The 20,770-nt window shown below is 71.6% G+C and carries 20 protein-coding genes; 10 read left to right on the top strand and 10 right to left on the bottom strand.

The window, feature by feature from the left end:
• Positions 1-34: 34 nt before the first annotated feature.
• Complete coding sequence (locus AAFF41_RS07620) at positions 35-1,210, bottom strand: glycosyltransferase (RefSeq protein ID WP_343323741.1); 1,176 nt, start codon at positions 1,208-1,210, stop codon at positions 35-37.
• A 58-nt stretch (positions 1,211-1,268) separates the two neighbouring features.
• Here AAFF41_RS07620 and AAFF41_RS07615 point away from each other — a divergent pair, with 58 nt between their 5' ends.
• Positions 1,269-2,054 (top strand): glutamate racemase, encoded by a 786-nt coding sequence (locus AAFF41_RS07615; RefSeq protein WP_319745693.1) that lies wholly within the window; start codon positions 1,269-1,271, stop codon positions 2,052-2,054.
• Between the two features lie 138 nt (positions 2,055-2,192).
• Positions 2,193-2,738, top strand: a complete 546-nt coding sequence (locus AAFF41_RS07610) for a hypothetical protein (RefSeq protein WP_060902529.1) — start codon at positions 2,193-2,195, stop codon at positions 2,736-2,738.
• Positions 2,739-2,750: 12 nt separating this feature from the next.
• On the opposite strand, the gene AAFF41_RS07605 is transcribed toward AAFF41_RS07610, so the two are convergent.
• Positions 2,751-3,767: an O-antigen ligase family protein gene (locus AAFF41_RS07605; protein ID WP_343323740.1), complete on the bottom strand. Its 1,017-nt coding sequence runs from the start codon at positions 3,765-3,767 to the stop codon at positions 2,751-2,753.
• A 310-nt stretch (positions 3,768-4,077) separates the two neighbouring features.
• Between AAFF41_RS07605 and lnt the strand changes: the two genes are divergently transcribed.
• Positions 4,078-5,706 (top strand): apolipoprotein N-acyltransferase, encoded by a 1,629-nt coding sequence (gene lnt / locus AAFF41_RS07600; protein WP_319745697.1) that lies wholly within the window; start codon positions 4,078-4,080, stop codon positions 5,704-5,706.
• A gap of 40 nt (positions 5,707-5,746) precedes the next feature.
• Positions 5,747-6,262, top strand: a complete 516-nt coding sequence (locus AAFF41_RS07595; protein ID WP_343323739.1) for an NUDIX hydrolase — start codon at positions 5,747-5,749, stop codon at positions 6,260-6,262.
• On the opposite strand, the gene AAFF41_RS07590 is transcribed toward AAFF41_RS07595, so the two are convergent.
• Positions 6,249-7,532 carry a PP2C family protein-serine/threonine phosphatase gene (locus AAFF41_RS07590; RefSeq protein ID WP_319745701.1) on the bottom strand — a complete coding sequence of 428 codons (1,284 nt, stop codon included), beginning with the start codon at positions 7,530-7,532 and terminating at the stop codon, positions 6,249-6,251. The genes AAFF41_RS07595 and AAFF41_RS07590 overlap by 14 nt on opposite strands.
• Before the next feature lie 172 nt (positions 7,533-7,704).
• Between AAFF41_RS07590 and AAFF41_RS07585 the strand changes: the two genes are divergently transcribed.
• Together AAFF41_RS07585 and AAFF41_RS07580 are read left to right on the top strand one after the other, a co-directional pair.
• Positions 7,705-7,902, top strand: coding sequence for a DUF2180 family protein (locus AAFF41_RS07585; protein ID WP_343323738.1), 198 nt, complete (start codon positions 7,705-7,707; stop codon positions 7,900-7,902).
• 154 nt (positions 7,903-8,056) lie between these two features.
• Positions 8,057-10,054, top strand: coding sequence for an ArnT family glycosyltransferase (locus tag AAFF41_RS07580; protein WP_343323737.1), 1,998 nt, complete (start codon positions 8,057-8,059; stop codon positions 10,052-10,054).
• A gap of 13 nt (positions 10,055-10,067) precedes the next feature.
• On the opposite strand, the gene AAFF41_RS07575 is transcribed toward AAFF41_RS07580, so the two are convergent.
• Positions 10,068-11,330: an alpha-L-fucosidase gene (locus tag AAFF41_RS07575; protein ID WP_319745706.1), complete on the bottom strand. Its 1,263-nt coding sequence runs from the start codon at positions 11,328-11,330 to the stop codon at positions 10,068-10,070.
• 266 nt (positions 11,331-11,596) lie between these two features.
• On the opposite strand from AAFF41_RS07575, the gene AAFF41_RS07570 reads away from it, so the two are divergent.
• From AAFF41_RS07570 to pqqB, 4 genes are all read left to right on the top strand, one after another.
• Positions 11,597-12,838 carry an acyl-CoA dehydrogenase family protein gene (locus AAFF41_RS07570; RefSeq protein ID WP_319745708.1) on the top strand — a complete coding sequence of 414 codons (1,242 nt, stop codon included), beginning with the start codon at positions 11,597-11,599 and terminating at the stop codon, positions 12,836-12,838.
• A gap of 157 nt (positions 12,839-12,995) precedes the next feature.
• Positions 12,996-13,418 (top strand): SseB family protein, encoded by a 423-nt coding sequence (locus AAFF41_RS07565; protein WP_054228714.1) that lies wholly within the window; start codon positions 12,996-12,998, stop codon positions 13,416-13,418.
• A gap of 88 nt (positions 13,419-13,506) precedes the next feature.
• Positions 13,507-14,619: a hypothetical protein gene (locus AAFF41_RS07560; protein ID WP_319745710.1), complete on the top strand. Its 1,113-nt coding sequence runs from the start codon at positions 13,507-13,509 to the stop codon at positions 14,617-14,619.
• A 63-nt stretch (positions 14,620-14,682) separates the two neighbouring features.
• Positions 14,683-15,570 (top strand): pyrroloquinoline quinone biosynthesis protein PqqB, encoded by an 888-nt coding sequence (gene pqqB, locus AAFF41_RS07555; RefSeq protein WP_319745712.1) that lies wholly within the window; start codon positions 14,683-14,685, stop codon positions 15,568-15,570.
• A gap of 40 nt (positions 15,571-15,610) precedes the next feature.
• Here pqqB and AAFF41_RS07550 read toward each other — a convergent pair whose 3' ends face one another.
• The 6 genes from AAFF41_RS07550 to AAFF41_RS07525 all read right to left on the bottom strand — a co-directional run bounded on the left by AAFF41_RS07550 (position 15,611) and on the right by AAFF41_RS07525 (position 20,708).
• Positions 15,611-16,006 (bottom strand): MarR family winged helix-turn-helix transcriptional regulator, encoded by a 396-nt coding sequence (locus tag AAFF41_RS07550; protein ID WP_319745714.1) that lies wholly within the window; start codon positions 16,004-16,006, stop codon positions 15,611-15,613.
• Between the two features lie 71 nt (positions 16,007-16,077).
• A complete protein-coding gene (locus AAFF41_RS07545; protein WP_319745716.1) occupies positions 16,078-16,431 on the bottom strand; it encodes a VOC family protein in 354 nt (117 codons plus the stop codon).
• A gap of 107 nt (positions 16,432-16,538) precedes the next feature.
• A complete protein-coding gene (locus tag AAFF41_RS07540; RefSeq protein ID WP_319745718.1) occupies positions 16,539-17,570 on the bottom strand; it encodes a LacI family DNA-binding transcriptional regulator in 1,032 nt (343 codons plus the stop codon).
• Positions 17,567-18,472, bottom strand: coding sequence for a carbohydrate ABC transporter permease (locus AAFF41_RS07535; protein WP_319745720.1), 906 nt, complete (start codon positions 18,470-18,472; stop codon positions 17,567-17,569). The genes AAFF41_RS07540 and AAFF41_RS07535 overlap by 4 nt, the downstream gene beginning before the upstream one ends.
• Complete coding sequence (locus AAFF41_RS07530; protein ID WP_097283443.1) at positions 18,469-19,392, bottom strand: carbohydrate ABC transporter permease; 924 nt, start codon at positions 19,390-19,392, stop codon at positions 18,469-18,471. Before AAFF41_RS07530 ends, AAFF41_RS07535 begins: the two co-directional genes overlap by 4 nt.
• Positions 19,389-20,708 carry an ABC transporter substrate-binding protein gene (locus AAFF41_RS07525; RefSeq protein ID WP_343323736.1) on the bottom strand — a complete coding sequence of 440 codons (1,320 nt, stop codon included), beginning with the start codon at positions 20,706-20,708 and terminating at the stop codon, positions 19,389-19,391. Before AAFF41_RS07525 ends, AAFF41_RS07530 begins: the two co-directional genes overlap by 4 nt.
• Between the last annotated feature and the right edge of the window lie 62 nt (positions 20,709-20,770).

Here is a 20,770-nt window from a genome sequence, read left to right as displayed (position 1 = left end):
GACCCGCAGGAAATGACTCGCGGGCAGTGACCGGTCAGCGCTCGTCGAGCGCCGTGTCCGGGCGCGCGTAGGTGCGGCCCTTCCAGGCCGCGCCGCGCCCCCTGTAGTGCTGCACCGCGGAATCGACCGTCATGAGGAGGTACAGGAACGCGGTCACGGGCAGCGACGCGGCGAGCCACACGGGCTGCCGGTAGTAGCGCAGCATCGGCAGATACGTCGCCGTCATCAGCAGCCACGCGAGCCCGCCGGCCGCCGCGACCCCCGTATGCCCGGAGAAGAGACCCGTGAAGACGGCGACCGGGGGCACCAGGTACACCACGGCGAGGCCGAGGACCGTACCGAGGAGCAGCAGCGGGTTGTGCCGCAGCTGGGCGTACGCGCTGCGCGAGACCATGCGCCACAGGTCGTGCAGCCGGGGATAGGGACGCACGCTGTCGACCCGCTCGGCCAGCCCCAGCCAGATGTGGCCCCCGCTCCCCTTGACCGCCCTCGCGAGCGCCACGTCGTCGATGACGGCGTGCCGGATGGCGTCCGGAATCCGCGCCCGCTCGGCGGCGTCCGCGCGCAGCAGTACGCAGCCGCCCGCCGCGGCCGCCGTCCGTGAGTCCTTCACCGCGATCCACCGGAAGGGATAGAGCTGTGCGAAGAAGTAGACGAAGGCGGGGACGACGAGCCGCTCCCACACGCTCTCCACCCGCAGCCGGGCCATCTGCGAGACCAGGTCGAAGCCGCCGGCGCGCGCCGCGGCGACCAGCGTCCGCAGGCTGTCCGGCGCGTGCGCGATGTCCGCGTCCGTCAGCAGCAGGTACTCGGGGCCACGCGCGCGTGCCAGGCCGATACCGTGACGCACGGCCCAGAGCTTGCCGGTCCAGCCCGCGGGCGGCTCCCCGGGCGAGTCGACGGTGAGCGGCAGCCCGCCGTGCGTGCGGGCGAGCGCACGGGCCAGCTCCCCGGTGCCGTCCGAGCTGCCGTCGTCGACGAGGAAGATCTCGGCGCGCCCCGGATAGTCCTGGGCGAGCAGCGAGGGCAGGCTCTCGGGCAGTACGGCGGCCTCGTCGCGCGCCGGTACGACGACGCAGACGGACGGCCAGTCGTCCGGTTCCCGACGCGGCGGCAGCCGCAGATCCGTACGCCAGAAGAAGCCCTGGCCGAGCAGCAGCCACAGCCAGGCGGCCAGTGATCCCACGGCGGTCCACGCGACGGCACTCACCCGCCGCAGTCTGCCCCACCCCGGGGGTCCGCCGGGGCGGATCGTCTATGGTGACCGGGTGAAGATCGCGCTCATGGACTCCGGAATCGGACTGCTCGCTGCCGCCGCCGCGGTACGTCGACTGCGGCCGGACGCCGATCTCGTGCTCTCCTCGGACCCCGGCAGCATGCCCTGGGGACCACGTACGCCCGAGGACGTGACCGCCCGCGCGCTAGCCGTCGCCGAGGCCGCCGCGCGACACCGTCCCGACGCCCTGATCGTCGCCTGCAACACCGCCTCCGTCCGCGCCCTTCCGGCGCTGCGGGCCCGCCTGGAGCCGGAGGTGCCCGTCATCGGCACCGTCCCGGCGATCAAGCCGGCCGCGGCCGGTGGGGGACCCGTCGCGATCTGGGCCACGCCCGCCACCACCGGCAGCCCCTATCAGCGCGGGCTCATCGGCGCGTTCGCCGAGGGAGTGTCCGTGACCGAAGTGGCCTGCCCCGGGCTCGCCGACGCCGTGGAGCACGGTGACCAGGAGGGCATCGACGCCGCGATCGCCGCGGCGGCCGAGCGCACCCCCGGCGATGTGAGGGCCGTCGTCCTGGGCTGCACCCATTACGAGCTGGTCGCCGAACGCATCCGCACGGCCGTGCGGCAGCCCGGCCTCGCGCCGCTCGTGCTGCATGGCTCCGCCGGGGCGGTCGCCGCGCAGGCACTGCGCAGGATCGGCGAGCTCCCGGACCCGGAGGCCCCCGCCGAGGGCTCCCTCACCGTGCTCCTCAGCGGCAGCGAGGGCGGCCTGTCGGCGACCGCGCTGGCGTACGAGGAAGGCCGCCATCTCCAGGCGGTCAGCCCCGCCCGCTGACTCTGCCTCCGGGCGGAGGCTCCGCCCGACGACCGTCCGTCACGGCTCGAACGCCCCGCGTGCGCGGTGCGCCCACCCGGAGCAGTGGCCCTCCGCGACCCGGTGCCCGCGGTGCGGAACCTGAGTAGTCTTTTAAACATGAGGGACCACCTCCACCGCGAAAACTTCTCGCACCCCGATGTCTGGACCGGGCGTGCGACCAATCGCGTCCAGTGGCTGCCCGCCATAGGCGGGGCCGCCTGCATCGCGCTGGGTGTCGAACTGGCCGTCGACTCGACGTGGACGTCGGGTGTCGCGGCACTGGCCATGTCCGTCGTCGGCTGCATCGCGGCGGGACTGCTCATCATGTTCGGCACGCTCGCCTTCGTGCATGTCGCCGTGAAGGTCGACAAGGACTGCCTCGAAGTGCGGTGCGGCCACATCGGTCTGCCCCGCCGGCGTATTCCGCTCTCGAGCGTCGTCGGCGCCGACTTCGCCCCCCGGGTCACCCCGCGGCAGTGGGGCGGCTGGGGCTACCGCTGGCGTCCCGACAAGGGCACCGCGGTCATCGTCCGGCGCGGCGAGGGTGTGGTGCTCCGGCTCGGTGACGGACACACGTTCACCATCACGGTGGACAACGCGGAGGCGATGGTCCGGATCATCCGGGACCGGCTGCGGCCGGCCACGCCCGGCGCGGTCATCTGACCGTCGCGCAGTTCACGGCTCCAACTGGTTCCTCGGGGTCTGGTCTCCCGCGTTCAGGACGCGCTCCAGGTCCTCGTCGGCCAGGGGACGTGCCGTCGCGAGCCCCGCGAGCAGCCCCGCACCCGCCGTCACCGTGGTGAAGCTCAGCGCGTTGCCCAGCGAGGCGATCACGGCCAGCGCCGTGAGGGCCGCGCCCGCCGTCAGCGCGATCGTCGTGGCCCGCGGCGAACGCCACAGCGAATAGAGGACCCAGCAGAAGACCGCGGCGAGCAGGGCGACGCCGACCAGACCCTGCTCGGCCGCCTGCTGCCACGGTGCCGAGTGGGGCTTGCCGTCGGGCAGCAGCGACTGTGTGACCGTCGGACCGAGTTCCCCGTACCGCCCGGGCCCCACACCCAGGGCGGGATGGTGTCCCGCCAGGTGGAGCGCGTCGCGCCAGAGCAGGACCCGGTGCTCGGTGAGCGGCCCCTCCAGGGACGCGGTCAGACCGTCGGGCAGCACGTTCTCCGCGACCGCCCAGGTCGCGCCCGTCACCAGCGCCGCGGCGAGCGCGAGACCCCCGAGTCCGAGGGCGCGCCGGCGCATGCGGTCGGCGGCGAGCGAGCACAGCAGCACTCCGGCGCCGGCGGCGGATCCCGTGGTCGAGCCGAGCACCGCCGCGCTCACCACGATTCCGACGGCGAGCAGACTCAGCGCGAGCCGCTGCGCAGGGCTGCGTGCCGCCCAGGCCGCGCAGCACGCCGCACCGGTGGACAGGGCCAGCAGCGCGGCCGTGGCGCCGCCGTGCCCGAGGGGCGTCGTGAGCTGCGGGCCCGGGGTGGTGTGCGCGGCGGTGAGTGCGAGGCCCAGTCCGGCGAGGGCCCCGGCACCCGGCGCCGCGACCGGCAGGAGAGCCCCGAGGATCCGGCCCGAGGCGTACCCGGCGGCCACGGCGAGCACGGCCAGGAGCACGCCCTCGGGCCGCCCGTCGTGCGCGGTCGCCGTGATCAGGGCCCACACCGCGCAGGCCCCGAGCACGATCACACCCATGGCGTCCGAAACGTTTCGTCTCTCGCCTTCGGCCGCCGAACCGGCCGCGGACCTCATCCCCGTGGATCCCACCCCGTCGCCCCCCGACCTGTGCCGGACCCCGACCGACACGCCCGCATCCGGCCGCACGTCAGAGGCTCGGGCACACCGTAACGGCTGATGCGCCGGTTTGTGGATGAGTTGCGCAGGAACGGTGCATCAGGCGGCCATGCGAGGGTCTGCGGAGCGGACGGACCACCCCCCGGCGCCGCGAGGTTCATGGTGCGGACCGTGCTGTCGGAGCCCAGCTCACGCGCCGTACACTCCCCGAGTGACCGCCACCGCAACTTCCGTAGACGAGCCGGATCAGCTCGAACCCCAGGCCGCGCCCGCATCCCGCGGGGCCAGACTGGCTCGGCGATACGCTCCGGCCGCCGCCGCGGCGCTCTCCGGAGTACTGCTCTACGTCAGTTTCCCGCCGCGCACCGTCTCCTGGCTGGCCCTGCCGGCCTTCGCGGTCTTCGGCTGGCTTCTGCGCGGTCGCTCCTGGAGGGCGGGCCTCGGGCTCGGCTATCTGTTCGGCCTCGGCTTCCTGCTGCCGCTGCTCGTGTGGACCGGTGTCGAGGTCGGTCCCGGCCCGTGGCTGGCCCTCGTCGCCGTGGAAGCGGTGTACGTGGCGCTCGTCGGCGCGGGCATCACCCTCGTCTCCCGGCTGCCCGGCTGGCCGCTCTGGGCGGCGGCGGTCTGGATCGCGGGCGAGGCGGCACGCGCGCGTGCGCCGTTCGGCGGCTTCCCCTGGGGCAAGATCGCCTTCGGCCAGGCGGACGGCATCTTCCTTCCCCTGGCCGCGGTGGGCGGCACCCCGGTGCTCGGCTTCGCGGTCGTGCTCTGCGGCTTCGGGCTGTACGAGGTCGTGCGCCAGGTCGTCGAGGGCCGGCGCACCGGCGTCGTACGCCGAGGGGCCGCCGCGGCGGCGCTGCTCGGCGTGGCCGTCCCCGTCGTCGGGGCGCTCGCGGCGCGGTCGCTGGTGAGCGACAAGGCCGAGAACGGCACGGCGACCGTCGCCGTCATCCAGGGCAATGTGCCGCGCGCGGGGCTCGACTTCAACGCCCAGCGGCGCGCCGTGCTCGACTACCACGCACGGGAGACCGAGCGGCTGGCCGCCGAGGTCAAGGCGGGCAAGGTCGCCCGGCCCGACTTCGTGCTGTGGCCGGAGAACTCCTCCGACGTCGACCCCTTCACCAACGCCGACGCCCGCCTCGTGATCGACGACGCCGCCAAGGCCATCGGCGCGCCCATCTCGGTCGGTGGCGTCGTCGAGCGCGACGGCAAGCTCTACAACGAGCAGATCCTGTGGGACCCGGTCAAAGGCCCCCTCGACACGTACGACAAGCGACAGGTCCAGCCCTTCGGCGAGTACCTTCCGCTGCGCTCGCTGCTCGGCGCGATCAACAAGAACTGGACCTCGATGGTCCGCCAGGACTTCAGCCGGGGCCACAAGGCGGGCGTGTTCACCATGGACGGCTCCAGGGTCGGACTGGTCACCTGCTACGAGGCCGCCTTCGACTGGGCCGTGCGCAGCACCGTGACCGACGGCGCGCAGCTGATCTCGGTGCCGAGCAACAACGCGACCTTCGACCGCAGCGAGATGACCTATCAGCAGCTCGCCATGTCCCGCGTCCGCGCCGTCGAGCACAGCCGTACCGTCACGGTGCCGGTGACCAGCGGCGTCAGCGCCGTGATCATGCCGGACGGGAGGATCACCCAGCGGACCGGGATGTTCGTGGCGGACTCGCTGGTCCAGAAGGTGCCGCTGCGCTCCTCCGAGACCCCCGCCACGCGGCTCGGCATCCTGCCGGAGATGCTGCTGGTGGCGGTCGCGGTGGGCGGTCTCGGCTGGGCGGGTACGACGGTGGTCCGGGGGCGCCGGAACGGCGCCGTTCCGGGCGATCTCGCCTGACCCCGGCCGGATGACGGAATCCGGCCGTTAGGGTCGGTCCATGGCTACTCCTGACTTCATCCGCACCCTCCGGGCCTCGGCCGGCCACCAACTGCTGTGGCTCCCCGGAGTCACCGCCATCGTCTTCGACGACGAGGGCAGAGTGCTGCTGGGCCGGCGCACCGACACCCGGAAGTGGTCGATCATCGGCGGCATTCCGGACCCGGGCGAGCAGCCCGCGGCCTGCGCCGTGCGGGAGGTGTTCGAGGAGACCAACGTGCGCTGCGTCGTCGAGCGCGTGGTGCTGGTGCAGGCCCTGGAGCCGGTCACGTACGAGAACGGCGACACCTGCCAGTACATGGACACCACGTTCCGTTGCCGGGCTGTCGGCGGCGAGGCGAGGGTCAACGACGACGAGTCGCTGGACGTCGGCTGGTTCGCGGTCGACGCGTTGCCCGAGCTGAACGAGTTCGGGATGTTCCGGATCAAGCAGGCCCTGTCGGACGCGCCCACGTGGTTCGACCCCCACGACCTGACCAAGGGCGCACTGGGGACCGGACGGCTCACAGCCGGATGACGACGAGCGCGGTGTCGTCGTCGGGGCCGCGCTGAGGTGCGGGGACGAGATCGGCGAGCACGGCGTCGGCGAGGGCCTCGGGCCCGAGCAGATGATGATGTTCGACGCTGTGGGCGAGGCGGTCCAGGCCGGCGTAGATGTCCTCGCCCCGGCGCTCGATGAGACCGTCGGTGTAGAGGACGAGGGTGCTGCCGGGATCGTAGCCCACCGTCGCCTCGCAGCGGGGAAGGGAGTCGTCACCCGCTCCCAGGGGCGGGTCGGTGGCCGAGTCCAGCACCTCGACCGCGCCGTCGCCATGGGCGAGCAGAGGCGGCGGGTGGCCGGCGCGACTGTAGGTGACGGTGAGGGCGGCCTGGTCGATGACGACCTGGACGGCGGTCGTCGCGAGCGCGCCTTCGACGGTGTGGGCATGCGCCGCGAGGGTGGTGAGAGCGGTGGCGGGCCGCCCGGTGGCGCGGATCGCCGCGCTCAGGGCGCTGCGCAGCTGCCCCATGGTCCCGGCCGCCTCCAGACCGTGCCCCACCACGTCACCGACCGCCACGGCCAGCCGTCGCGCGTCGAGGTCGATCAGGTCGTACCAGTCGCCGCACACGTTGAGGAAGCTGGTCGCGGGCCGGTAGCGCACGGCCACCCCGGGCCGGTCGGGCAGCGTCGTACTCGGCAGCATGGCTCGCTGCAGCGTGACGGCGACCTCGTGCGCGCGGGCGTGGGCCTTGCGCAACTCCTCGTTGAGTGCCTCCAGTTCCAGGGAGCGGTTCAACAGATCGGCGGTCATCGCGTCCTCGGCGGTGAGGGGCACCTCCGGTGCGGCGCCGAGTGCCCGCCGGGCGCGTATCAGCGCGGTGACCTCCTCGACGCGGTGGACGATGAGTGTCACCTGGCCGTCGGCGTCGAGAAGAGGGATGTTGACGGTGCTCCAGTAACGCTCCTCGAACACGCCGGGCCGGTCGGGCACGTCCACGGAGTACTTCTGCACGGCCATGGTGTCGGGGCCGCCGGTGGCGAGCACCCGCTCCAGCGAGGCGCGCAGCGCCTGGGGACCATTGGCCCGGGGATCGGAGGGGTTGTCGGGAAACACGTCGAAGATGCACCGACCGAGCAGCTGCGCGAGGCTCCGTCCGGAGACCCTTTCGTAGGCCCGATTGGCGTCGACCGCCACCATGTCGGGCGTGAGCAGCAGCACGGGACTGGGCAGGGCCCGGAAGACCTCCGCGTAGTGGATGCCGATGCCCCGGCCGCCTCTTTCGGCCGGCGCATCACTGTCACTCATGTCCCCTGTCTACTCCGCCCCCTGGTCCGATGCGACACGGTGACCGATTCCGGCCCGCCCGAGCGCACGGCTCGTGGCCGCGTTCTCTGCCAGGCGATGTTCGTGAGGATGATGGAGGATGGATCGCAGAGCCCCCAACAGGGCCGTGCTCACCAAAGAACGAGGTGAGGACATGAACTGTTACGACTGCCTCGGTACCCCCGGTCCCGCGGTCGCCGTATGCATCCGCTGCGGCGCGGCGCTCTGTCGCACGCATGTGCACGAAAGCCACCCGCCGACCCAGGACATCGCCGGAACCGGCCGGGCCACCCACGAGAAGCCGGCCCGCCACATCACCTGCGGCTCCTGCCGCGCGGCGGAGACGAGCTGAGTCCGGCAGCGCACCGGCCGCGACCCACGGTGTGAGCCGCGGCGTTCCTCCCTCGACCTGAACGTCACCTGAACAGCCACCGCCCCCAGGCATCCCGGTGGGCCGTTCCGCCCTCTCTCCGAGCGAACGGCGAGTACACCGGGAAGGTACGTCCATGGTCAGCACCACCGCAGCGATCATCGCGTCGGCCCAGCGGACGGGCGGGCGGCTGCTAGCCCGTCCCGGGACGTCCGGCCGCAGCCCGGTGGGAGGACCGGCCCACGCCAGACCCGCGCTGCTGGCGATCCTCGCGATGGCGGCCCTGCTGTTCACCTGGGACATCCAGCACAGTGGCTACCACGCGTTCTACGCGCAGACCGCGCGCAGCATGTCCGAGAGCTGGAAGGGCTTCCTGTTCGGCTCCTTCGACCCCGGCAACTCGATCACGATCGACAAACTGCCCGGCTTCCTGTGGCCCCAGGCGCTGTCCGCGCGGATCCTCGGATTCCATCCGTGGGCGCTCACCCTGCCCCAGGTCATCGAGGGCGTGCTCAGCGTCGCCGTCCTGTACCGCGCGGTGCGCCGCTGGGCGGGGGAGAGCGCGGGCCTGCTCGCGGCGGGCGCGTTCGCGCTCACCCCGGCGGTCGCGGGGCTCTTCCGCACGCAGGCCGAGGACCCCGCGTTCACCCTGCTCGTCCTGTTGGCCGCCGACGCCACGCTGGGCGCGGCCCGCGAGGCCCGGCTGCGCCCGCTGCTCGCGGCCGGCATATGGGTCGGCCTCGGTTTCCAGGCCAAGATGCTGGAGGCCTGGGCGGTCCTCCCGGCGCTCGGCCTGCTGTACGTGGTCTCGGCACCGGCGGTGCTGCGCCGCCGCCTGGCCCACCTGGCCGCCGCAGGCACGGTGTGTCTGGCGGTCTCGGCCTCGTGGGTGCTGCTGGTGACACTGACCCCGGCCAAGGACCGTCCGTACGTGGACGGTACGACGAACAACTCGGCCATCAGCCAGGTCGTCGGATACAACTTCCTCACCCGTTTCTCCAGCCTCGGCATCGACGCCAAGGACACCGGAAGCGTGGCGGCACAGACCATGGCGGGCACCGTCCCCAAAGAGCCCGGGGCCGGACACGCCGCCACGCAGTGGGCCAAGATGGTCGGCCCGTCGCTGGCCTCGCAGGTCGGCTGGCTGTACCCGGCGGCCGCGCTCGCCGCGGTGTGCGGTCTGGTGTGGCTGCGCGGCAGGCCGCGTACGGACCCGCTGCGGGCGGGCTTCCTGCTCTGGGCGGTCTGGCTGGCCACGTACTTCCTGGTGTTCAGCGCCGGAGCGGTCGGCGGCCATACGTACTACATGGGTGTCGTGGCCGTACCGCTGGCGGCGCTCTTCGGCGCCGGGACGGTGCAGTTCTGGCGTGCCTGGCGCAACGGGAGCGGGGCACGGACGTGGGCGCTGCCCGTCGCCGTGGTGACCACGGTGGTCTGGTCGGCGGTGGTCGCGGGGCAGTACCCGACGTTCCTGCCGTGGCTGGCCCCGGCCGCGATCATCCTTGGAGCGGGCGCGCTGGCGCTGTTGGCCCTGTCCCGTACCGACGGCGCCGTAGGGGCGCGACGGCGCATCGCGGTGCTGGGCCTCGGTCTGGCCGTCGTGGCGATGCTGGGGCCCTCCGCGGCCTGGGCCGCCTCGGTCCTCGACCCCGCCTACGGGCACTCCGGCATGGGCTCCACCGGGCCGGTGTCCGCGTGGCACCACCACAACGCGCGGCAATGGACCCTCTCCGCACCGCCCGCCGCCGGGACCGCGGGCGGTAAGGTCCCGAAGTCCACCGACGGACTCGACGAGGACCAGCAGCGGCTCCTGGCCTACACCCGGGCCCACCAGGACGGAGCCACCTACCTCTTCGCGACGACCAGTTGGCGGTCCGCCGCCGCGTACATCCTCTACGCGGGCGCCAAGGTGCTTCCCATGGGCGGATTCACCGGGGCCGCGCCCACGCCCACCGACGCCCAGTTCCGTCACCTCGTCGCCACCGGCCGGCTGCGCTACGTCGTCCTCGGCGGCGTGGTGACCGTCCCGGGCCGGACCAACGCCGAATGGGTGCGCGCCCATTGCATACGCGCACCGCTCCCGATGTCACGCCTCTACCGCTGCTCGCCCCGTTCTGCCGCCGCACTTCCTTGACATGGTTCCCCCGTCAGTCGCGGCCGGTGCCCCGGTAGAGGTCCAGTTCGCCCTCCAGCTCGACGGCGAGGACGGTGGCGTACTCGTCGAGGTCGGCCGCGGCGGGCGCGTCGATCCACGTCACGCCCGGGACGGTGTCGAGGCCGCCGGTGACGTGGTGGGCCAGTTCGGTGCCGGTGCCCAGGACCGTGACGCGCTTGACCTCGTTGCGCAGGCCGCGCAACGAGACGTTGTCACGGGGGGCGTCGAAGCAGACCAGGTACAGCGTGCGCCGGTCGGCGGAGAGGGTGCTGGGACCGTAGTGGTGCCCCGCGGGCAGCCCGGCGACCGTCCCGTACACCGCGTCCGTGTGCCGCCCGATCCACGCGCCGAGCCCCTCCAGGCGTTCGATCTGCTCCTCGGGGATGGTCCCGTCCTCGCGGGGCCCGGCGCCGAGCAGCAGATTGCCGCCCATACCGATCGTCTCGGTGAAGTAGCGCACCAGCTGACGCACCGACTTGAAGTCGCGGTCCTGCGGCCGGTGGCTCCACGAGTCGTTGATCGTCAGGCACAGCTCCCACGGGCCCTCCGGGGCCTGCAGCGGGGTGCCCTGCTCAGGGGTGGCGTAGTCGCCGTGGCTGAGCATCCGCGCGTTGAGGACGGCGTCGGGGTTGCCCGCGAGGATCAGCTCGGCGAGCTCGTCCGTCCGCCACTGCTCCTCGGTGCGCTCCCACTCGCCGTCGAACCAGAGCAGGTCGGGGCGGAAGCGGTCCATCAACTCGCGGACCTGGCCGTCGCGGTAGGCGAGGTAGCGCTCCCAGGCGGCCGGGTCCTCCTTGCCGGGCTCGGCGTGCGAGTAGGGACTCGGCGGTTCGCCCGGCCTGACGTGCCGGACGCTGGGGTAGTCGGGGTGGTTCCAGTCGGAGTGCGAGTAGTAGAGCCCGACCTTCAGCCCCCGCTCGCGCAGCGCGTCGACGAAACCCGTGACGAGGTCCCGGCCGGCCGGGGTGTCCCGGACGACGTCGAGACTGCGGTGGCCGGTGTCCCAGAGGGCGACGCCGTCGTGGTGCTTGGTGGTGAGGACCGCGTACCGGGCGCCGATGCGGGCGAACAGCTCGGCCCAGGCGTCCGGATCGTACTTCGACGCGGTGAAGCCTTCGAGCTGTTTCATGTACTGCTCGTGGGTCATCTCGCCCGTGTAGAACGACCAGGACTCGGCCGCGCCGCCCACGGCGTAGACACCGTAGTGGATGAAGACGCCCAGCTTGGCGTCGGGAAACCAGGGTTGCATCGGCATGCGCCCACGGTAGGCGGCGGGGCCTGCGAGGCGCGTGGGCCCCGGTCACCATCGCTGGTTCGTTTTCACCAAGGCCATCGCCTCGAAGCCCTGGCCGACGGGTGGGAAAAGCGCTCCCCCCGCGCTCCCGGGCGGGCCGGCCGACACTTCAACCGCTGTACAGATCCTCGTACTTGGCGTTATCCGGTGGTACACCGTGGCGGGTCTGCGTGTTCAATCACTGGTGTCGCCGCACGTACGGACAGTCCCGCCTGTCAGGAGGCCCCGTGATCGCCGTTCCCGAACCGGAACTCACCGAACGCGAAGTGATCGAGCGGGCCGTGGCGATGCGGCCCGCGCTGCTCGAACGTCAGCCGGAGACCGAGCGGCTGACGATCTACCCCAAGGACACCCACGAGGAGTTCCTGCGCGCCGGTTTCTACCGGATGCTGCAGCCGCGCAGGTACGGCGGCTACGCCTTCGGCCTGCCGACCTTCTACCGCGTCGTGACCGAGGTCGCGCGCGGTTGCCCCTCCACCGGCTGGGCCCTGTCTCTCACCGCCGCCCATGTCCTCCAGGTCGCCTCGGTCTTCGAGGAGAAGACACAGGACGAACTCTTCGGCGACGAGGGCGACTTCCGGGCCGCTTCCACCGCGACCCCCGTCGGGGTGGCGCGGCCCGACGGCGAGGGTCATGTGGTCCTCGACGGCACCTGGTCCTATTCCTCCGGCTCCCCGTACTCCACCCACTACGTCGGTCAGACCCTGCGCGCCCCCGAGAAGCCGGAGGACCCGCCGGGGCCGCTCGTGCTGTTCGTCGCGCCGCGCTCCGCCTGGACCCTGCTCGACGACTGGCAGGGCGTCCTCGGCCTGCGCGGCAGTGGTTCCCACAGCATCCGCCTCGACGAGGCCCGCATCCCCGCGCACTTCACCCGGGAGGCGAGCCTGCTCGACCTGCCCGTCGAGGGCGGCTCCGTCGGCTCGAAGCTGCACGGCCATCCCATGTACGCGGGGCGCGCGGCGAGCTTCTTCCACGGCGAGCTGGCCGCCCTCATGATCGGCACCGCGTACGCGGCCGCCGACGAGTACGCCCGGATCATCGCCGAACGGCCGCTCGTCCTGGACCCCGGCCGCACCCGCGCGGACCTCCACGACTACCAGCGCCACCTGGGGGAGGCGCTGGCCGCGATCCGTACGGCGGACGCGGCGCTGCGGGCGACCGCCGACGACTGGATGGAGGCCTGCTGCGACAACGTGTCGGGCCGGGCTCTCTTCACGACCGCCGTCGACAACCGGCTCGCGCTGGTCTTCGTCACCGCCGGGCGCCTGGCCTGGGACGCGCTCCAGGGCATCCTCTTCCGCACGGCGGGCTCCCGGCACGCCCGCGACGGCGCACGGATGCAGCGCTACTTCCGGGACGCCGCCACGATCTGGTCGCACCTCGGCCCCACGATGGCCGAACCGCTGGCCCGCCGCGTCGGCCGCGACCGCCTCGGCCTGCCCTCGGACGACATCCCGCTGATCTCCTGATCTCCTGACCTCCTGACCTCTCGGTCTCTCGACCTCGTGAGCACCGGCGGGCGGGGGCGGGGAATGCCCCGGCCGCGAGTGGGTACGCGCGACAGGAGCCGCGCCCGGGGCGAGTCCCGCCCCGGGCGGCCTGTCCGTCACTACCTGGGATCTGCCAATGGACACACCCTCGAACAACCATCACTACCTGCCGACGGCCACCACACCGGCCCAGGAGGCACTGAACGCACTCGCGGAGAACACCGAGAACCCGCTGGCGCTGGACACCCTGGCCGGCAGCGAGGTGCTGGTCCCGGTGCCGGACGACGCGAGCGAGGAGGACGTACGCGACCCCGCGGCCGTGGCACTGCCCGTGCTGGAGCAGCCGGGCGGGGAGCAGGTGGTGCCGGTGTTCACCTCGGAGCCGGCGATGGCCGAAATGCTGCCGTCCGTCTCCCGCTACCGTCTGGTTCCGCTGGGCGCGCTCGCCTCCCAATGGCCGACCGGTGATCTGTCGCTCACCATCGACCCGAGTTCACCGAACGGCCTGACCCTCACCTCCGAGGGCGTTCGTACCCTGTTGGTCCGGCCGCGGGCCTGACCGTTCGACATGCGGGTCGCGGGCCCCGTTCGCGCCGTACGAGATCCGTTGCGCTGAAGACGTCCGCGTCGGACGTGAGAATGACCGCATGAAATGGATCTCGGGCGTGGCCGGTGGCCTGCTCCTGCTGCTGGTGTTCGCCAGCATCCTGCGCACCCTCGTCGTGCCCCGCGGGCTGTACTCCTCGATGGTGATCCGCTGGTGGCGCTCCCTGCGCTTCCTGCTGCGCCTCGCCGCCCCCGGCGGCAGCTACCGTGCCATCGACCGCGCACAGACCTGGCTCGCCCCGCTCATGTTGATGGGCACACTCGTGAGCTGGCTCGGCGGCGCCCTGATCGGCTTCGGACTGCTGCTGCACGCCATCTCCTCGCTGACCTGGACCCAATCGGTCCGGGAGGCGGGCTCCAGCCTGTTCACGCTCGGCTTCGCCAGCGGCGACCGACTGCACCTGTCCGTGGTGGACTTCATCGCGGCCGTCACCGGACCGGTCGTGATCGCCCTCCAGATCGCCTACCTGCCCACCCTGTACGCCGCCTACAACCGCCGCGAGCTGGAGGTGACCCTGCTCCAGTCGCGCGCGGGCGAACCCGCCTGGGGACCGGAGATCCTCGCCCGGCAGTGGCTGGTCGACACCGAGACCGCGCTGCCCGAGCTCTACCGCTCCTGGGAACGGCTCGCCTCCGACATCGGCGAGAGCCACTCCACGTACCCCGTCCTGCTCGCGTTCCGCTCACCGCGGCCCTACCGCAGCTGGATCGTCGCCCTCGTCGCCGTCATGGACGCGGCCGCCATGCAGCTCGCCCTGACCCCGAGCAGCGCCCCGCCCGAGGCCCGCCTGATGCTGCGCGCCGGATTCACCGCACTGCGCGACATCGCCCGCTCCCTGCGTTTCCCCTACGACACCGACCCCGCACCCGAGACCCCGATCCAGCTCACCTACCTGGAGTTCGACGCGGCCGTCGCGATGCTGGAGGCGGCCGGGTTCCCCGCCGAGCGGACGGCCGAACAGGCGTGGCCGCACTTCCACGGCTGGCGGGTCAACTACGAGACGATCGCCTTCGAGTTGTGCCGCCGCGGCGACGCGGTCCCGGCGCTGTGGACCGGACCGCGGGACTTCCCCTCGACACCGATCCCGCCCGCGCGCCCCGCGGACCGGCGCCCCGGCGAAGATCGTCCCGAACTGCCCCCGGCCGCCGCGTAGTTCTGGCCGCCGAGTGGGGAAGATCCTCCGGGTACGGTTTCATGCGCAGGGAGGGGAGCCCCCTTGAAAGTCGTCCTGCTGGGCACGGCCGCCGGTGGCGGCTTCCCACAGTGGAACTGCGCGTGCGCGCTCTGCGCGGCCGCCCGCGACGGAAAACTGCCCGCGCGGACCCAGGAGTCCGTCGCCCTGAGCGGCAACTCCCGCGACTGGTGGCTGCTCAACGCCTCGCCCGACATCCGTACGCAGCTGACCACCACCCCGGCTCTCGCGCCCGGACCGGGGCCTCGGGACACCCCCGTACGGGGCGTGCTCCTGACCGACGCGGAAGCCGACCACGTCGCCGGGCTGACCGTCTTGCGCGGCGGAGCCGGGCTCAAGGTCTACGCCGCACCGCCCGTCCTCGCCACCCTGGCCCCCCTGCGTGACCTGCTCGACCGCTACGCCCCCTGGGAGTGGGCGGACAGCCTGACCGAGGGCGGATTCGTGCTGTCCGGCGGTCTGGTCGTCACCGCGCACCCCCTCGGTCCCAAGGCCCCGAAGTACGTCGCCGGCCCCGACCCGGACGACCGCTGGGTGACCGCGTACCGGATCGAGGACCTGGCAGGCGGCGGAGTGCTCCTGTACGCGCCCTGTCTGGGCGCCTGGACCCCGGAGCTGGACGACCTGCTCGCCTCGGCGGACTGCGCACTGCTCGACGGCACGTTCTTCGCGCCCGACGAGATGGGCACGGCCGTGCGCTCGCGGGGCGGGCGGCAGGCGGCGATGGGGCACCTTCCGGTGGCGGGCGTGCGCGGCAGCCTCGCGGCCCTCGCCCGTCATTCCGGCCCCCGACGGATCTACACGCACCTCAACAACACGAACCCGCTGCTCGACCCGGACTCGGACGCCCGGGCGCGGGTGAGCGCGGCGGGGGTCGAAGTGCTGCCGGACGGGGCCGAGTTCGTGGTGTGACGCGTTCGTGTGGGGAGGGGCGAGGTGCGGCGGGGGGACGCTAGACGTTCAGCATGCGGGCCAGCACGGCGCGTTGCAGGGGGCGTACCTCGGCGTGCAGGTCGCGTCCCTTGCGGGTGAGCGCGACCCACACACCGCGCCGGTCCTCCAGACACACGGTGCGTTCCACCAGGCCGTCCTTCTCCAGCCGCCCGATCAGGCGGGACAGGGCGCTCTGGCTCAGATGGACACGGTCGGCGATGTTCTGCACCCGGCAGTGCTCGCCCTCGTGCGCGAGCTCGCTCGAGACGAGGATGTCCAGCACCTCGAAGTCGCTGGCGCCGAGACCGTGCGGGTGCAGCGCGCGGTCGATCTCACACATCGTGCGCGCGTGCACCGACAGGATGTCCCGCCACCGGTCCTCGAGCCGGGCCTCGCCCACCACGTTCGCTGCCATATGTGAACGGTAACAGAGGTCCAGGGTTTTATTGAGTGTGCAACTAGTGCGGTTGCAACAACCCGGCGGGGCTACGCGCCGGAGCCGTCCTGGAGGAGCCCGACGAGGTTCCCGTCCGTGTCCTTGACCGAGGCGATCAGCCTGCCGCCGCCCACGTCCTGGACGTCCTGGAGCGTCTCGGCCCCGGCTCCCAGCAGGGCCGCCAACGTCGCCCGGATGTCGTCGACGTGCCAGTACGGGACCGGTCCGGTCATCCCCTTGGCGTGACCGTTGGGGTCGAGGCCGACGTCCTGCCCGGAGTCCTTGAATCCGACGTAGTACGCGGTGTCCGCGTAGGGCTCCGTGCCGAGCAACGCGCCGAACAGGGCCTTCGCCCGTGCGAGGTCCTTGACGGGGTAGACGATGGTCTTCAGCCCTGCGGTCATGGTGACTCCTCCGTGGTGTGTTCCGGTGCTTTCACGGTAGAGCGGGGGAGGGCCGGGAGGCTTCTCGAATCCTGACCGGTCCCGGCCCCCAGGGCCTGTCCGGCGGATCAGGTCGAGTCGCGTCGTACCAGTTCCGTCGGCAGGATCACCGCCGCCGGGTCATCGCCCCCTATCTGGGCGAGCAGCACCCGCACCATCTCGTTGCTGATGCGGTCCCAGGGCTGGCGGATGGTGGTGAGGGCGGGGGTGACCGCGGTGGCGGCGGGGGAGTCGTCGAAGCCGCCGACGGCGACGTCCTCCGGGACCCGGCGGCCGGCCTTGTGCAGCGCGGCCAGCACGCCCTGGGCCATCAGGTCGGAGGCGACGAACACCGCGTCCATGTCCGCGGCGCGGTCGAGGAGCTGTTCGGCGGCCGCCTCACCGCTGGCCCGGCTGTAGTCGCCGGAGGCGACGAGGCGGTCGTCGGCCTCGATGCCCGCCTCGGCGAGCACCTCCCGGTAGCCCGCGAGCCGCTCGACACCGCCCGGGGTGTCGAGCGGGCCCGTGACCATCCCGATGCGGCGACGGCCCAGGGAGACCAGGTGCTTGACCATGTCCCGGGCGCCGTCGCGGTCGTCGGCCGCGACGTAACTCACCTTGGAGCCGAGCCCGATGGGCTTGCCGCAGGCGACCAGCGGCACGCCCGCCTCACGCAGCTGCTCGGCGACCGGGTCGCCCGAGTGGCTGGAGACCAGCAGCACTCCGTCGACGTGGCCCGCCGTGATGTACCGCGTTATGCGCCGCCGTTCGTCCTCGGTGCCCGCGAGCATCAGCAGGAGCGGAATGTCGTGCCCGGCCAGCGCCTGGGTGCAGCCGCGCAGCAGGACGTTGAAGTTCGGGTCCTCGAAGAACCTCTCCTGCGGTTCGGTGAGCAGGAAGCCGATCGAGTCGGAGCGGCCGGTGATCAGCGAACGGGCGTGCCGGTTCACGACGTAGCCCGTTCTGCGGATGGCGGCGTTGACCGCCTCCTGTGCCGCCGGGCTCACGTAGTGCCCGCCGTTGAGCACCCGCGACACCGTGCCCCGGGACACGCCGGCCTCGCGCGCGACATCATGGATCGTCGGCGGTCTGCGCCTGCCGCCCGCGTTGGTCATGGTCACGACTTTACGGCTCCCGAGAGGAGATCGAGGCTCCAGAATCGCTGGATGACCAGGAAGAGAGCGATGAGCGGAACGATCGCGAGCAGCGCGCCGGTGATCACCAGCGTGTACAGCGCCGGGGTGTTGGAGCCCTGTTCGAGCAGCGTGAACAGACCCAGCGTGATCGGGAACTTCTCGTCGTCGCTGAGCATGATGTACGGCAGCAGGAAGTTGTTCCACACGGCGACGAACTGGAAGAGGAACACCGTCACCAGTCCGGGCACCATCATCGGCAGCGCGATCCGGGTGAAGATCCGCCACTCGCTCGCCCCGTCCATCCGCCCGGCCTCGACCACGTCACCGGGCACGGCCGCGGAGGAGTAGATCCGGGCGAGGTAGACGCCGTACGGGGAGAGGATGAGGGGGAGCAGCACGGACGCGTACGAGTCCGTGAGGTCCGCCTTCGCCAGCAGCAGGTACTGCGGGATCGCCAGGATCACGGGCGGCATGAGCACGCCCGCCATCAGGACGCCGAAGACGGTTTCGCGGCCGCGGAAGCGGTAGATCGCGAGGGCGTAGCCGCTGAGCGCCGAGACGGCCGTCGACAGGAGGGCGCCGAGGCCCGCGTAGAGGGCGGAGTTGCCCATCCACTTCCAGTAGATCCCGTCGCGGTAGGCGTTGAGGTCCTTGACGTTCTGCGTGAAGCCGGAGCCCGGCAGGAACGTGAAGGTCGAGAACAGCTCACGGCCCGACTTGGTCGCCGCGATCAGCACCCACGCGACGGGCAGCAGGCAGTAGAGCGCGCCGAGCAGCAGCGTCAGGGTGGGCACGAGGGCGATACGGCGGCGCAGGGGCGGGCCCTGGGCGGTGCCGGGGGTGGTACCCGCGGCCGGTGCGGCCTTGCGTACGGCAAGAGAACTCATCGTGCTGCCTCCTGCTTGTTACGGGAATTCGCGGCCCGCAGGAAGCCGAAGGACAGGACGAGGGTGACGACGGCGATGATCGCCGCCTCCGCGGCGGCCGAGTAGATGTCGCCCTTGCCGAAGGCGTCCTGGTACACCTTCATCAGCGGACTCCAGGTCGTGGAGACGGAGTTGGTGAGGGGTTTGAGGGTGGTCGGCTCGCTGAACACCTGGAGCGTCGCGATGATCGAGAAGAAGAAGGTGAGCACCAGCGAGGGCGCCACCATCGGGATCTTGATCTTCAGCGCGATCTGCAGGGGCGTGGCGCCGTCCAGCTTCGCCGCCTCGTACACCTCGGCCGGGATGGCCTGCAGCGAGGTGTAGATGACGATCATGTTGAAGCCGGTGCCGCCCCAGACCGCGATGTTGGACAGGGCGAGATACAGCGGGCCGCCGTCCAGAAGGTTCGGCTGCGGCATCCCCAGCTTGTCGAGGACGAAGTAGAAGGGGCTGACGTCGGGGAGGTACAGGAAGCCCCACAGCAGCGCGGCGACGACGCCGGGAATGGCGTACGGCAGGAAGATCGCGAGCCGGGTGAAGGGGGCCAGGCGCACCTTGTCCGTGTCGAGCATCAGCGCGAACAGCAGTGCGAGGCCCAGCATCACCGGGATCACGATGGCGCCGTAGCCCAGCACGCGCACCGCGCCGCTCAGCAGCTCGGAGTCGGAGAGGGCGTCCTTGTAGTTCGCCAGCCCCGCCCAGACCTCCTTGCGGGCGCCCGAGCCCAGGCCCAGGCCCTTGACCTGCACCTTGTGCAGGCTCAGCCAGAGCGCGTAGCCGATGGGCAGCGCGAAGAAGAGGGCGAAGAGGATCGTCGCGGGGAGGAGGAAAGCGTACGGGGCCCCCTTGACCCCGTACGACTTCCGACGTGCCGTCGTCACTGAGCGACCCCGAAGCCATGCTTCTTGAGGTCGGCCACCGTGTTGTCCTGCATCTTCTTCAGGGCGGTACCGAAGTCCGACTTGTCCTTGGCGGCGGCGCCGAAGGCGTCATTGAAGGTCGTGTAGGCGACGTTCACGTTCGGGCCCCAGGCGGAGGGCGCGGTGGTCTTGGCGATCTCCGCGGCCTTCGGGTAGAAGTCCGCCTGGTTGGAGAAGAACGCCGGCGGCTGGGAGAAGGCGTCACTGGTCTGCGCGGTGGTGGCGGCCGGGTAGATGCCGCCCTCCTTCGCCAGCGCGGCCACCGCCTGCGGGTCCGTGTTCAGCCAGGTCGCGAACTTCGCGGCGGCCGCCTTGTGCTGCGAGTCCGTGGTGACGGCCGTCGAGGAGCCGCCCCAGCTGCCGGTGACGTCCGTGCTGCCGTCCCACTGAGGCAGCGGGGCCATCGCCCACTTGCCCTTGGTGTCGGGGGCCGCGGTGGTGAGGGTGCCCGGCGCCCACACCGCGCTGACCCAGGCGATCTGCTTGCCGGTGTTCAGCGCCTTGTTCCAGGAGGGCGTGTACATCGGCTGGTTGTCGATCGCGCCCTCCTTGACGAGGCCGCCCCAGAAGTCGGCGACCTTCTTCGTCGCCGCGTCGTCGATGCCGACCTTCCACTTGTCGCCCGAGGCGGTCCACCACTTGGCGCCCGCCTGCTGGGCGAGACCCGCGAAGAGGCCGGAGTCGTTGGCGGAGAAGGTCGTCAGGTCCTTGTCCGGAGCCTTCTTCTTCAGCGCGCGGGCCGTCTCGGCGAACTGCTCCCAGGTCGTGGGAACCGTCAGGCCGTACTTCTTGAAGAGGTCCTGGCGGTAGTAGAACATCATCGGGCCGATGTCCTGCGGGATCGCGTACACGGCGTCCGAGCCCAGGGTCGTCTGCTGCCAGACACCGTCGGCGAACTTGCTCTTCGCGTCCTTCGACTCGCCCGCTATGTCGGCGAGCGCGTCATTGCTGACCAGGGTCGGCAGCGCCTGGTACTCGGCCTGGACCAGGTCCGGGGCCTTCTTCGCCTTGTGCGCGGTGAGGATCTTGGTGACCAGCGTGTCGCCCGACGCCTGCTTCTTCACCGTGACCGTGATCTTCTGCTGCTTGCCCGGCCCCTTGTTCCAGAGGTCGGTCACCTTGTCCATGCCCGGAGCCCAGGACCAGTACGTCAGGGACACGGGGCCCGACTCGGACGAGCTCTTGTCGTCCGACGTGCCGCAGGCGGCGAGTGCGGTGCCGCCGAGCGTGACGGCGATGGAGGTGGCCACGAGGCGACGCAGCTTCGTGTTTGGCATGGATCTTTCTCCCCTGACCTGGGTCTCCGCCTGCTGCGGCGACCGTGCCATGCTTCTGTGAG

This window comes from Streptomyces mirabilis (assembly GCF_039503195.1).
GTDB classification, from domain to species: domain Bacteria; phylum Actinomycetota; class Actinomycetes; order Streptomycetales; family Streptomycetaceae; genus Streptomyces; species Streptomyces mirabilis_D.
Note: the sequence above shows the minus strand (reverse complement) of the source record. Positions and strands in the feature narration are given on the sequence as shown.